General features: G+C 35.7%; 15 protein-coding genes. 9 read left to right on the top strand and 6 right to left on the bottom strand.

Annotated features, from left to right (window positions below; translation table 11 throughout):
* Window positions 1–564: 4Fe-4S single cluster domain-containing protein (locus AC3DU7_RS11525; protein WP_488039489.1), on the top strand; the 564-nt coding region annotated here is incomplete at its 5' end.
* Window positions 565–729: 165 nt separating this feature from the next.
* Here the strand turns inward: AC3DU7_RS11525 and AC3DU7_RS11520 are convergent.
* Together AC3DU7_RS11520 and mnmE are read right to left on the bottom strand one after the other, a co-directional pair.
* Window positions 730–1,119, bottom strand: coding sequence for a hypothetical protein (locus AC3DU7_RS11520; RefSeq protein ID WP_488039488.1), 390 nt, complete (start codon window positions 1,117–1,119; stop codon window positions 730–732).
* Window positions 1,120–1,600: 481 nt separating this feature from the next.
* The gene (gene mnmE / locus AC3DU7_RS11515) at window positions 1,601–2,971 is read right to left on the bottom strand and encodes a tRNA uridine-5-carboxymethylaminomethyl(34) synthesis GTPase MnmE (protein WP_488039487.1); all 1,371 of its coding nucleotides are present in this window, start codon (window positions 2,969–2,971) and stop codon (window positions 1,601–1,603) included.
* A gap of 381 nt (window positions 2,972–3,352) precedes the next feature.
* Here mnmE and AC3DU7_RS11510 point away from each other — a divergent pair, with 381 nt between their 5' ends.
* The 5 genes from AC3DU7_RS11510 to AC3DU7_RS11490 all read left to right on the top strand — a co-directional run bounded on the left by AC3DU7_RS11510 (window position 3,353) and on the right by AC3DU7_RS11490 (window position 5,382).
* On the top strand, window positions 3,353–3,613 hold the full coding sequence (locus AC3DU7_RS11510; RefSeq protein WP_488039490.1) for an element excision factor XisH family protein: 261 nt from the start codon (window positions 3,353–3,355) through the stop codon (window positions 3,611–3,613).
* A complete protein-coding gene (locus tag AC3DU7_RS11505) occupies window positions 3,589–3,939 on the top strand; it encodes an element excision factor XisI family protein (RefSeq protein WP_488039486.1) in 351 nt (116 codons plus the stop codon). The genes AC3DU7_RS11510 and AC3DU7_RS11505 overlap by 25 nt, the downstream gene beginning before the upstream one ends.
* A gap of 352 nt (window positions 3,940–4,291) precedes the next feature.
* Window positions 4,292–4,876, top strand: coding sequence for a DUF2062 domain-containing protein (locus tag AC3DU7_RS11500; protein ID WP_488039485.1), 585 nt, complete (start codon window positions 4,292–4,294; stop codon window positions 4,874–4,876).
* A 94-nt stretch (window positions 4,877–4,970) separates the two neighbouring features.
* Window positions 4,971–5,105 (top strand): hypothetical protein, encoded by a 135-nt coding sequence (locus tag AC3DU7_RS11495; RefSeq protein ID WP_488039484.1) that lies wholly within the window; start codon window positions 4,971–4,973, stop codon window positions 5,103–5,105.
* Between the two features lie 52 nt (window positions 5,106–5,157).
* Window positions 5,158–5,382 (top strand): tetratricopeptide repeat protein, encoded by a 225-nt coding sequence (locus tag AC3DU7_RS11490; RefSeq protein ID WP_488039483.1) that lies wholly within the window; start codon window positions 5,158–5,160, stop codon window positions 5,380–5,382.
* Between the two features lie 192 nt (window positions 5,383–5,574).
* Here the strand turns inward: AC3DU7_RS11490 and AC3DU7_RS11485 are convergent, their stop codons facing one another.
* The 4 genes from AC3DU7_RS11485 to AC3DU7_RS11470 all read right to left on the bottom strand — a co-directional run bounded on the left by AC3DU7_RS11485 (window position 5,575) and on the right by AC3DU7_RS11470 (window position 7,116).
* Complete coding sequence (locus AC3DU7_RS11485; protein ID WP_488039482.1) at window positions 5,575–5,976, bottom strand: hypothetical protein; 402 nt, start codon at window positions 5,974–5,976, stop codon at window positions 5,575–5,577.
* Window positions 5,973–6,275, bottom strand: a complete 303-nt coding sequence (locus tag AC3DU7_RS11480; protein ID WP_488039481.1) for a PASTA domain-containing protein — start codon at window positions 6,273–6,275, stop codon at window positions 5,973–5,975. Before AC3DU7_RS11480 ends, AC3DU7_RS11485 begins: the two co-directional genes overlap by 4 nt.
* 236 nt (window positions 6,276–6,511) lie before the next feature.
* Window positions 6,512–6,796, bottom strand: a complete 285-nt coding sequence (locus AC3DU7_RS11475) for a type II toxin-antitoxin system VapC family toxin (protein WP_488039480.1) — start codon at window positions 6,794–6,796, stop codon at window positions 6,512–6,514.
* Window positions 6,797–6,915: 119 nt separating this feature from the next.
* On the bottom strand, window positions 6,916–7,116 hold the full coding sequence (locus AC3DU7_RS11470) for a hypothetical protein (protein ID WP_488039479.1): 201 nt from the start codon (window positions 7,114–7,116) through the stop codon (window positions 6,916–6,918).
* A gap of 193 nt (window positions 7,117–7,309) precedes the next feature.
* Here AC3DU7_RS11470 and AC3DU7_RS11465 point away from each other — a divergent pair, with 193 nt between their 5' ends.
* From AC3DU7_RS11465 to AC3DU7_RS11455, 3 genes are all read left to right on the top strand, one after another.
* Window positions 7,310–7,864 carry a Uma2 family endonuclease gene (locus tag AC3DU7_RS11465; RefSeq protein ID WP_488039478.1) on the top strand — a complete coding sequence of 185 codons (555 nt, stop codon included), beginning with the start codon at window positions 7,310–7,312 and terminating at the stop codon, window positions 7,862–7,864.
* Window positions 7,865–9,420: 1,556 nt separating this feature from the next.
* On the top strand, window positions 9,421–11,637 hold the full coding sequence (locus AC3DU7_RS11460; RefSeq protein ID WP_488039477.1) for a tetratricopeptide repeat protein: 2,217 nt from the start codon (window positions 9,421–9,423) through the stop codon (window positions 11,635–11,637).
* 106 nt (window positions 11,638–11,743) lie between these two features.
* Window positions 11,744–12,486, top strand: a 743-nt coding sequence (locus AC3DU7_RS11455) for an SAM hydrolase/SAM-dependent halogenase family protein (RefSeq protein ID WP_488039476.1), incomplete at its 3' end; no start/stop codon positions are given.

The raw sequence follows: 12,486 nt of genomic DNA, 5'->3' as shown, positions 1-12,486 counted from the left end.
ATGGGCTATATTGATGAATCTGAAGTAAACGGCCCTGGTTGTCGTGCTGTAGTATGGGTACAAGGTTGTAAACGTGGATGTGCTGGATGTTTTAATCCTGATTCTTGGTCTTTTGATATTAACCAATTAATAAGTGTTGAAGAACTAGCAAATAAAATATTAAATAATCCTCGGAACACAGGAGTTACCTTTTCTGGAGGGGAGCCATTTTTACAAGCATCAGCACTAACAGAATTAGCAAAAATCTTGAAAGCTCATGGTTTAAATGTCATGTCTTTTACTGGATTTACTCTACAAGAATTAGAATCAAAAAATGCTCCAGTAGCTGCTCAAGAATTATTATCTCAGTTAGATATTTTAATTGACGGACCATTTATAGAAACTTTAGCTATTCACTGTCCTAATTCTCTAGTTTCTTCTAGTAATCAACAAGTTAGAGTATTTAATCCAGCATTAAAAAATCAATTAAATTGGGCAAGCGATCGCCTAGAAATTCATGTGCTAAAAGATGGCAGTCGGATATTTACTGGTTATTGGGGACAGTTAGGTTTAGGAGAGAATTAAAAAAACGTTGAGATAAAAAATATAGCAATCCTCAGTAGATATAAAAACTTAGCTATTGTGCAATAAACTTACTCAATGGTAAAGTTCCAAACCTGAAATTGGATTGCTATATTTTTCAGTCAAATTGATAATAATTACTTTGCCATCTAAATCTAGCAAAACTAATTATTTCTTTTTCTTGATGTCACGAGCCATGCTTGTAAAATCTATTTCAGAATTAGAATTACTAATACTACGAGGCTTTACAGTAGTAGGGGTAAATGTAGAAGATTGTGTTGAACTAGAAGTAGAAGAATAAGAAGCAGTTTTCGCTTCTCCGATAGTTTCTTTCACTTGCATAGAGGAAGCAGCTTTTTCTGTCTCTCCTTCTATCAAGTTAATCTTACCTGCTGCTTTGGGGTAGCTCCTCTTAACTGCAATAGATTTCCGCATAAAATCTACATCACCAAGACTACTTGCACTATCTGCATCTAGGAAAAAAGCTTCACCGCTACCCTGATCTTCAGCCTTTTTACCGCCAAATAGTCCAAACAATGCTCCGATAAATCCACTCATCTGTTTTTACCTTTTGTATTATGTTGATATTGTTATATTATGTAACACTTTATCATAATTTATCACAAATTTTCACAAATTTTCTCATAATTTTTTCGATCTGCCAAGATAAGTCAGGAGTCAAGACTAAGAAGTCAGAAGTCAAGTAAAGAAATTTAAGAGGGGAGTAGGGGAGAAGTAAATATCAGAACAATTAACGATAACTGGGGTGCTAATTATCAAAAAAAGTTATTAGACATCTCCAAAAATCAAAAAGAAAATCAATTATTATCCATAAATTATCAATTATTCTTCCCTGTTCCCTGTTCCCTGTTCCCTGTTCCCTCTTTTCTGGAGATGTCTATTCAGAATAATTGAAGTGTAACCTAAGTTAAGCATTCTTTTTTCACGCTTGTCATCATAGAGAATGATAACCTAAATACCCAAATATTCATATGACAGACAAAATAGAGAAGAAAGTTGAGAGTAAAACTCTGAGAAATTATTTCCCAATACAAAAGCGACTAAAAATTTTATCTAAAACAGACTCTGTTACATCCTCTCCACTAACCTCTCCCAAAGCATAAATTGCTCCCCTTAAATCTATGGTCCAAAAATCTAGAGGTAAATTATTTTTAATTGTATTTAAACATTGCTCCAAAGCAACTTTCGCCCTAGTTAAAGCTGCTGCTTGCCTTTGATTAATCGCAAAATCTAGATTTTCTGCCTGCAAATCACCCAAATTTACAGAATTAATAACAGCCGCTTCAAGTTCCTCAATTCCTTGATTATTAATCACTGCTGTAGTCACAACATTCTTAATAGTTTCTGGATAAAAAATAGACTCCATAAATTCCGACTTAACCAAGTCAACCTTATTAATTATCAAAATTAAAAAACGATGTTTTACCTGTTGATAAATAACCTCATCTAACTCCGTCCAACCAGCACTAGCGTCAATAGTCAATAAAACAAGGTCAGCAGACTCAGCAGCTCGACGCGATCGCTCCACCCCCATTTTTTCCACCTGGTCTTCAGTTTCTCGAATACCCGCCGTATCCAAAACCTGCACCGGGATACCACCCACCACTAACTGAGACTCCACCACATCTCTCGTAGTGCCAGGAAGATTAGTCACAATAGCGCGATCGCTACGACTCCAGGCATTTAATAGACTCGACTTGCCCACATTCGGACGTCCGATAATAGCCACCTTCAAACCATTGCGTAACAATTCTCCTTGATTTGCACTTGCTAAAATTTTTGACAAATCCACCAAAATACTATCCATTTCCTTACTTATTCCCGCTTCATCCAAAGGTGGTAAATCTTCCTCAAAATCAATGCGAGCCTCTATCTCCGCTAAAATATCAACACAGTTAGCCCTTAACTGACGAATTGGACTAGCTAACTTACCCTGCAAACCAGCCAAAGCAACTTGAGCAGCTACAGGAGACTGAGAACCCACAAGATCCGCAACACTTTCCGCCTGAGTCAGATCCAATCTTCCATTTAAAAAAGCTCGTAAAGTAAACTCCCCTGGTTGTGCCAGTCGTGCCCCTGCCTCAATACATAATTGTAATACTTGTTGTATGGGAATAATTCCACCATGACAGTGAAACTCAACTATATCCTCGCGGGTATAAGAACGAGGAGCTTTCATAATTAATAACAAAGCTTCATCTACTAACTGCCCAGTTTGAGGATGGCGAATATAACCATAGAGAATGCGGTGAGTCTCCCAAACCTGCTTCCCTGGTGCATGAAATAGAGTGTTGGCAATATTCATTGATTCAGAGCCAGACATCCGGACTATCCCCACACTTCCTTGTTGGGGGATAATAGCAGTAGCGATCGCGGCAATAGTAGTCATTTTTTTCAGTTATCAGTTATCAGTTATCAGTTATCAGCAAGAAACTAGAAATACTGAATTTGATTTTTTTTCTGTGAGAATAATCATAGCAACAAAAATCATCTGATGATTCATTTTACAGAATATGTTTCTACATTTATAGTAGGGGTTAACGGCCGTTAACTACCTACAAATTGTATATAATTCTATATTATACCTAGCTTCTAGCTAAAATTTGTTAGGTTGCACTTTTCCTTAATCCAATAAAATAGCTGTTGAAGTCAAAAGTTTTATCAAAATAACATGGATCTAAAACCCCGCCTTTTAAGGCGAAATATTTTTGGAGAGTTGCTCAAATCCTCTATTTCCCCTCCACCGGAGGGGTTAGGGGTGGGTTAACTTCTGACTTCTGACTTCGTTAAGAGTGCTTCTTTAGTTAATGAGCTGGAAAAAGCATGGGGTCAATTTTTTTTATACAGTAGAATACTCAAAAAACAAGACTCATTGCGTCAAATATATTTGGCAGTAGAGCGCAATATTTTTGAAACCTTCTTTAAGCAGGAAGTCGGACAACTTTTGTTAGAAGAATCTGGTTTTCGTCTGTTTATTTTTGATGCCAAAATGGAGGAAATTATTGAATGGAAACCACAAGTAAACTCTTAGATCTGGAAAAATGGCGCGAAACACTCATCAAAATCTTGCAATACTACGCCGATCTTCCTTACCGTTATGGTGATGTGAAAACATTTGTGATTGTTAGTAGCGATCGCAACCATTTTCTGTTAGTCAACGAAGGATGGCAAAATGGTCTCCGTTTATATGGTACTGTTGTTCATGCTGAAATCAGAAATGATAAAATTTGGATTCACCACGATGGTATCGAAGATGGCATTACCGATGAACTTGTTGATGCAGGAATACCGAAACATAGAATTGTACTTGCTTTTCATCCTCCTGAGATTCGTCAACATACTGGGTATGGGGTGTAATTTCAGTTATCAGTTATCAGTTATCAGTATCTGTCTCTGTCTGTTTGCGCAGCATTCCGTAGGAAAGTCAGAGGCTTAAAATATTGAACTTGATTTTCTCTTGGCGATCGTTATTATTAACCTAACTGTAGGTTGGGTTGAGGTACCTTAGCGCCAGCTTATCCGTTAGGATAAACCTAACAAAATCAGGACTTACGATAGATATACAGCGTTTTCCATTGTTATGAGGTACACCCATCGCGGGCAAGATGCCCGCACTACAATATTTTCACTATTCATCTTGTACATCATTTGCCCGAAATATGCTAAAATTTTACTTTTTACTTTTGACTGTTAACTTCCGTGAAATGCTATGAATATGTTCAAAAATATCTCACAAACTTCTCAGCAACTACTATCTAAACTGACTACAAAAAAATCTCGATCAAATAGAGATAAACCACCAAAATTGTATAGATATGGGCGATATTTATACTGGCGCTTCATTAGGATGCGAGGAACTCCAGAATATATTGCTAGAGGTTTAGCAGTGGGTGTCTTTGCCGGATTATTTCCAATTTTTGGTCTGCAAACCATAGTCGGTGTAGCACTAGCAACTTTGTTTCGGGGTCATAAAATTGCTGCCGCTGCTGGTACTTGGGTGAGTAATCCCTTGACTTATGTACCAATTTATGCAATTAACTTTCAGGTTGGTCGATTATTACTCAACTCTCAAGAGGAGTTTATGCCTGATAGTATTATTTCATTTCAAGAGTTAATGAAATATGGAACTCAGTTTGTAATAGCTCTATTTTTAGGTTGTTTTGTAATGGGTCTAATTTGTGGGACATTAAGTTATTTTGTGGGGTTAAAATTGATTCGTTTGTGGCGTCGCGATCAGCGAAAAAAAAGTTCTCTTCAATTGATTAACAATTTTCCCGATCAAAGCAATTCATAAATGCTGTTTTCCCTTCTTTACCATTGCCCATTTCCTATTCCCTTTTTATTAAAAAAATATGACAAAATAGGAATGCCCAATACTCGTACTAAATATGCTAGTTGACAGAACACTACTAGGTCGCTATCGAATTACCGATTTTTTAGGGGAAGGTGGATTTGGAGAAACCTACTTAGCTGTAGATATGGCTTTACCAGGCCATCCCCAATGTAGGTTTAAAGAGTGGTGACATCATTTTAGAAACTGATGGAAAACTTCTCTTATCTGATAATGCTGACACTTTGTCAAGCTTTATAAATAATGACATAAAAGGAGAAGTTGGAACTGAAGTCACCCTAAAAATTCTAAGAGGAACTGAAGAATTTACAGTGACTGTAATCAGAGATTTGGTTGAGAAAGCTCTAGTACCTGAACTGCACTATCAGCGGGGGTTAGCTTATTTGCAAACAGGCAACAATCAAAAAGCTCGTGAAGATTTCCAGAAAGCAGCAGCTCTATATCAGTAACAAGAAAACACTAAAGGATATCAAACGGCAATGGAACAACAAGAAAAGATTCAGGAACAACAACAGTAATTACTCAAAATGAGCAGCTAACTTTTCTAGTATAACCGAGGCGATCGCTATTTTAGTCAGAAAAAGGAGCGATCGCTAATCATACGTCAAAATTAAAATAAGTCTATTTAACCAATTTAATTATTATTCTCCCCTAAATTCTTGAAAAATTTTATAACTTTGACAAATTGCTTCTAAATAAATATCTCCTTCCAAATAAAACTGGATTAATGGAGTTGTTAAATGTTGAGAATTAGTGAAAGGATAAGATAAAGATGATAATACTTCAGAAGCGGTTTCAGATAACTGTTGAAGTTTAACTTCTCCCACCCAAAAACAGTAACCCATCTCATCATAATTAAGAGGTTGAGAAAAAACAAGATGTACAATTTGATATAGTTCAATCGCTACATCCCCTACTTCCGGGCCGTAAGTAAAATCAAGACGTAATCCAATATTTTTGGGAATCATAGAAATACCAATTAAGTCAGCACTTTTTAAATCTTCTAAAAAAGTAGTTAAATTAGTAATAATAGTAGCAGTCATAGAATTAACTTTTCTCCTGTATTGTGTGTATTTGCTCCGGGAATAAATTGAATTTGATTACCATTTTGGTCGTAGCGACGACGATAAGGTTTACCTGGGAAAGTTTTTATTTTCGGACCTGTACGAACTATTTCACCATCTGGCCTAATGTGAATTATACTACCATCTACATGAGCAAAAGTTTCATATCCACCCCTAGTTTGTGTTTTAAATTGAAACCCATAATTTGACAAAATAATGAGAGCTTCTAATTTGCTTTTTCCTGTCAAGTCGGGAAGTTGTTGTGCAGCAGGAATCATCAATTAATTTATAATAAAATATCAACAAAAAGATAGCTTTTAATATTAGAGCGATCGCCAACCTTATTGACAAACTAAAATTTAAGATCCCGCCAATTTTGAGCAAATTATTAGTATTAGTAACGCCAAACAGATATTAACATCACATCAAAATGATAGTCATAAGGTAAGCATTTCCTGCGGACTGCTGCGCAAACAGCTATTAGCAGTCGGCTATCAGCAAAGAGACTCTTTGATTAAGGAAATAATTTCAATGAATATGGGTAAGTTTGAGTAAGTTTAGTAGAACGGTTAACTAATTCAACTCCTGTAAAAAATTGCTGTAAAAATGTTTTTACAATTTCATTTCCTAGACGATACAAAATCAAAGTATAAGCTTCTAAAACAGTCGGATAAGCAACAACAACTCCAAAATTTTCTTGTTGCAGTTGGTTCAAATCTGCTTGAGCTTGTTGATGATATTGGTCATCAGGATCGACTGCAGCATAAAGAGGTCCAGTATCAGCTATAACAGCTCTCATTACTATTTCTGGTTAGGTATATTGGCAATAACTAAATTGTGATTAATGGATGTTTCTTGATATCCACTACCTTTTGATGCTGGAGTTATATGGAGAGTTTTGTTGACTGGGAATGAAAATTATTCTGCTAATTTCAAGTCACGTTCTGCTCCTTCTATAGCTCTGATAGGTAGTTCTTCCTTGAGGTTTTCTGATAGGTTTTGATTGATATAAAAATTTAGAGCTTTATTAATCAATTGATTCAGATTTTCTTGAGTCATTGTTTGCTCAATTCGTTGCATTGTTGCTTCTGGTATAGTGATGTTAAATTGTCTATCCATAGCTGAAAAAAAATAGGTTAATTGTACACTTATGATATAGATTTTATAGCACATATTTGGAATAGTGTAAATTAGGAGCGATCGCTGTACGGACGTTGCATGCAACGTCTGATAACAAACTCCCTGTTGCATTTCCAATAATTTTTCTGTTAAAATTCCACCAACAGTCTCAAATATTAACAGGAGATGCCTTATGTCTCTAACAGTTGAAGACTTGGAAAAAATCCAAACCCAACTAACAGAAGCACATTTAGACTACCGCACCGAATTAGTTGACGGGCAAATTATCATCATGGGATTATCAGACTACGTTTCCGAAGTTATTATCGCCCGGTTAACATTTTTCTTGCAAAACTGGGTGATACCAAGAGCGTTAGGTTATGTTACTGGATCGGGTGCAGGTTTTCGTCTCCCAGACGGCAACTTACGCGGTCCTGATGTATCCTTTGTTCCCGCTGCCAAGATGCGTCAAGCTCCCCGTGCTTTTGCCGATATCGTTCCTGACTTAACTATCGAAGTTAGGTCAGCATCCGATAACATTAAACCTCTGGCTGAAAAACTGCAAAGATTTATTGAGTTAGGCAGTCAAGTAGGCATTTTAGTAGACCCGAAAAACTTAACCGTAACTGTATATCGTGCATCTGGGGAACCAATAGTTTTAACCAATGAAGATACATTGACTATTCCAGAATTATTACCCGGTTGGGAACTGCCAATATCAGAAATTTGGCCGCCAGTGTTCGAGTAATATCAAGTCCGGTTGAATAGTTGTTATGGCGACGAAAGAAAGCTATTTTCTAAACCTCTGAGATTGCTTCCTTACACTCCGTTCCAGTCACAATGACGACAGGTATAGTTTTCTTCCGGTAAACTACCTCCTAAACGCATTTTCAAATATCCCAACCAAATGTAAAGACCAGGAATAATATCATGTCCGGTTGAATAGTTATAATTAAAGCTTGTAGTAGGGCTTCAGCCCGAACTTTAGATAGATAGGGCTAAAGCCCTACTACAAACAAAAACTTTTTTATCAGTGATTATCCAGACATGATATAAGAGCATCCATACTGTAGGCGATCGCTTGTAATTTGCGATAATTTTTCGGTAAACATAATTTTATTGAACGGGGAAGCAGGAAAGTAGTAGTAAGCTAAGATGCATTTAAAATGCGCCTTAGTAAGTCAGAAGTTAGAAGTCAGAATTAATAGGGATTGTACTTTATATTATGTACACAACGAATAGGTGGTTTAAATATACAACAGCTTAGTAAAAATAAGAATAATTAACAATAATACCAATTCTCAAAAACTTTGCTATACTTAAAATTTATATTTCTAAATACTATTTATTGACGTAATGTAAGCCTTTAATCATCTTTGCCATTTTGAGGCTTATTCTGACACTTTCCAAGGGTAGCATTACTGTCGATTAATGGTATAACTGGGGTGCTAATTATCAAAAAAGTTATTCTGAATAACTGAAGTTTTACTTAAGTTAAACATTCTTTATTTCACGCTTGGTATAATATAGTGTTTCTCAATCTAATGAGGTACACCTAAGTAGGTAAGCATTAAAATTTATAGTTAGATGAAGGCAGAAGGGAAGAGCTTTCAGAGCTACTTTACTTTTTGTTACGTACTGAGTTTTTTTAGTGCCTATCTACTTATCTTTAATTTATCTTCTATATTGATATTAAAACTCAAACAACATAATATCAGTTCGAGCAAAATAGTTATACTTTTTCTAGTAGTCATGATTCTCAAATCAGAATAAATATTTTATACCAATTTGAAAAAATAATCCTACAAAAAGGTAGATATCAATCGGATATGCTTAAAAATAGCTACTCTAGTTCATTTGAGATAGTTATATCTATCTTTTTTATCTTTTTTTAAATATTTACCCCTTCTTCCTTTTTCCCTTTTCCTTATTTCTTACTTATACTATTTGTAATAAACATTTATCAAATTGGTATGATATAGCACTACGCAAATAGGGCGTGGACATTTATAAATGCTCAAACTCAGTCAGATATTACTTTTAACTTTTGACTTACGCGTAGCACTATACCAATTCCCAAAAATCAGAAAGAAAATCAATTCTTATCTATATATATATTCATATATATTCAAATATTTCTTCAATGTTCCCTCTTCCCCACTCCCTATTCTCTCTTTCATGAAGATATCTAATGCAAAATCTTCTAGTTTCCCTGATTATTCATAAAATTTTTTTTAAAATTGGTATAAGACCTACCACCTAAAATCTAAAACCTACCACCTAAAACCTAAAATCTACCACCTTATGAATAAAACGAAAATGATTGGTCAACTTTTAGATGGACGTTACCGCGTCGTTCAAATCCTGAGTGCTGGTGCATTTGGACAAACCTATCTGGCAGCCGATACTCGTCGCCCTGGGCATCCTCAATGCGTGGTTAAACAACTACGTGCTCCTGGCAATAGTTATACAATAGTTAAAACTGCTCACCGTTTATTCAAACAAGAAGCAGAAATATTAGAAAAATTAGGTAGGCACGAGCAGATTCCTTTACTATTAGCTTATTTTGAAGAAAATAACCAATTTTATTTAGTTGAAGAATTTATTCCTGGAACACCATTAAATAAAGAAATTATACCAGGCAAGCCTTGGCAAGAAAAAGAAGTAATCAAACTGTTATTAGAAATCTTAGAAGTTTTAGTATTTGTACATAAAAATGGCGTAATTCATCGAGATGTTAACCCATCTAATTTAATTAGGCGTCAACCAGATGAAAAATTAGTTTTAATTGATTTTGGTTCCGTCAAAGAAGTTAGTCATCGAATTGCACTAGAAAATGGAGAAGTACCACGAACAATAGCTACAGGTACTCCTTCTTATATGCCCATTGAACAATTTCAAGGCATTCCTCAATTTAATAGCGATCTGTATGCAGTGGGCATGATTGGCATTCAGGCTCTGACAGGTATTCCCAGTAGTGAACTCCCAAAACTACAAGACCTTAGTCCATCAAATCCTAGTGGTATTCTCTGGCGAAATCGCACTCAATGTTCCTCAAATCTAGCTGATATCGTCGATCAAATGGTACATTACCATTATACAAAACGTTACGAGTCTGTAGAAGAAGTGGTTAAAGACCTACATAAAATTAGCGGTAACCCTCAAACATTTACAAGACGATCGCCCAGAGTTAAAAGCATTTCCAATTCTCAAACTAAAACAAGCTTACTGAGAATGACATCTCATCCTTTATGGTTTGTTTTATTTGGTTTTGCTAGTGTGGGGGTAATTGCAGTATTAATTGGATTAGTGAGTTTCTTAAATCGCCCTAACCCTGTCAAAGCAGAGAGAATATTTGAGAAAGGGAGAGAAAGTGCGAACAATGGTAATCAAAAAGCAGCAATTGTTGCTTATGACAGAGCAATTCAACTAAATCCCAATGAAGAAGAATATTACTATAAACGTGGTAACGCTTATTATAACTTAGAAGATTATCCACAAGCTATTGCTGATTACAGTAAGGTAATTAATTTGAACCCTAGCCATGTTAATGCCTATTTTAATAGGGGAACAGTTCGTTATGAGACTCAAGATTATGCTGGAGCTATTAATGATTTCACCCAAGTATTGCGCCTCAAACCACAAGATGCTGAAGCATATTATAAAAGAGGATTAGTTCACTACAGCTCTCAAAATTATCCTGCTGCTATTGCTGACCACACTCAAGCTATTCGACTGCAACCAAACAATAATATAGATGCTTATCATGGTCGAGGATTGGCTCGTGCTGCCAATAATAATTTACAAGGAGCAATAGCAGATTATACTGAGATGGTTAGACTTGAACCCAATAAAATAGATGGTTATTATAGTAGAGGCAGAGCCCGCTTTTTTCTGGGAGATTATCAAGGCTCTTTAGATGATTATAACAAAGTTATTGAAATAGACCCGGAAAATGAAGAAGCTTATGCTAATCGTTGCAGCACATATTTGAATTTAGCAGCTTATGAAAACGCTGTATCTGATTGCACTCAAGCAATTACAATTAACCAGGAAAATGAAGTTGCTTATAATAATCGATGTATTGCTTATCTAAATCTTAAAGAATATGAAAAATCTATATCTGACTGTACAAAAACAATTGAAATTGCTCCCAAAAGCCCCTCAGCTTATACAAATAGAGGATTGGCTTACGCTTCGGCAAATCAACTGGAAAAGGCAATAGAAGATTATACTAAAGCAATAGCTATCAGTCCAAATAATGCAGAGGCTTATGCAAATCGTGCTAGTGTTTATTTTAAACAAGAAAATTCTGAGCAAGCGATCGCTGATTATGTTCAAGCAATTCGACTTAATCCTGAATATGCTGATGCTTACTATGGTAGAGGATTAATTAGAGTTAATCTTGGCGATCGAAAAGGGGCAATTACTGATTTTGAAGAAGCAGCTAAACTTTATTTAGAGCAAGGTCGAACAGGAGGTTATAGAGATGCCCAATATCAAATTGAGCAATTGAATTAGATGAGGTTATGGGGGATAGGGAGAGGAAAAAAATTATTGCCTATTGCCTATTGCCTGTTGCCTATTGCCTGTTACCTGTTCCCTATTCCCTATTCCCTATTCAAAAATGTCTGATAGAAAAATAGTTACACTCTTAACTGATTTTGGATTAAAAGATGTTTATGTCGGTGTAATGAAAGGTATAATTTATCAAATTAATCCGGCACTAACGCTAATAGACCTCACTCATGAAATTCCTGTTCAAAATTTGTTTGCAGCAAGATTTTGTTTAAAAAACGCTTATCCCTATTTTCCCCCAGGAACAGTTCATGTCGCTGTTGTCGATCCAGGTGTAGGAAGTGTCAGAAGGGCGATCGCTATTCAATTATCAACAGGTTTTTTTGTCGGACCTGATAACGGTATTTTTAGTGGAGTGCTGGAAAATGTAGAGACACAAGAAATAACTGTTGTCGAATTGAATAATTCTGACTATTGGCGCACAAATTCACCTAGCACAACCTTCCACGGTAGAGACATATTTGCTCCTGTGGGCGCTCATATTGCTAGTGGAGTTTCATTAGAAAATTTAGGAGAAAAAATTGACCCAGAAAGTTTAGTAAAATTACCCTTAAATAAAATTACTCTCATAGAGTCAGGTATTGAAGGTTCCGTTCAATATATTGACTATTTTGGTAATATAATTACTAATATTCCTAGAAGTAATGTCGAGGGGAAAACCTGGTCAGTCGTGATTCAAAAAAATGACAATCTTTCATCAGATAAAACTATAGTCAGTGGCAATACTTATAGTGATTGTAAACCAGGGGAATTAATTGCAATTATTGGTTCTCACGATTTTGTCGAAATCGC

The organism is Okeania sp. (assembly GCF_983059655.1).
Note: the sequence above shows the minus strand (reverse complement) of the source record. Positions and strands in the feature narration are given on the sequence as shown.

Coding starts and splice junctions, on each gene's coding strand:
- AC3DU7_RS11520 (WP_488039488.1), bottom strand. CDS start 1,119: ATGAGTGGATTTATCGGAGCATTGTTTGGACTATTTGGCGGTAAAAAG.
- mnmE (WP_488039487.1), bottom strand. CDS start 2,971: ATGACTACTATTGCCGCGATCGCTACTGCTATTATCCCCCAACAAGGA.
- AC3DU7_RS11505 (WP_488039486.1), top strand. CDS start 3,589: ATGGAAACCACAAGTAAACTCTTAGATCTGGAAAAATGGCGCGAAACA.
- AC3DU7_RS11500 (WP_488039485.1), top strand. CDS start 4,292: ATGAATATGTTCAAAAATATCTCACAAACTTCTCAGCAACTACTATCT.
- AC3DU7_RS11495 (WP_488039484.1), top strand. CDS start 4,971: ATGCTAGTTGACAGAACACTACTAGGTCGCTATCGAATTACCGATTTT.
- AC3DU7_RS11485 (WP_488039482.1), bottom strand. CDS start 5,976: ATGACTGCTACTATTATTACTAATTTAACTACTTTTTTAGAAGATTTA.
- AC3DU7_RS11480 (WP_488039481.1), bottom strand. CDS start 6,275: ATGATTCCTGCTGCACAACAACTTCCCGACTTGACAGGAAAAAGCAAA.
- AC3DU7_RS11475 (WP_488039480.1), bottom strand. CDS start 6,796: ATGAGAGCTGTTATAGCTGATACTGGACCTCTTTATGCTGCAGTCGAT.
- AC3DU7_RS11470 (WP_488039479.1), bottom strand. CDS start 7,116: ATGGATAGACAATTTAACATCACTATACCAGAAGCAACAATGCAACGA.
- AC3DU7_RS11465 (WP_488039478.1), top strand. CDS start 7,310: ATGTCTCTAACAGTTGAAGACTTGGAAAAAATCCAAACCCAACTAACA.
- AC3DU7_RS11460 (WP_488039477.1), top strand. CDS start 9,421: ATGAATAAAACGAAAATGATTGGTCAACTTTTAGATGGACGTTACCGC.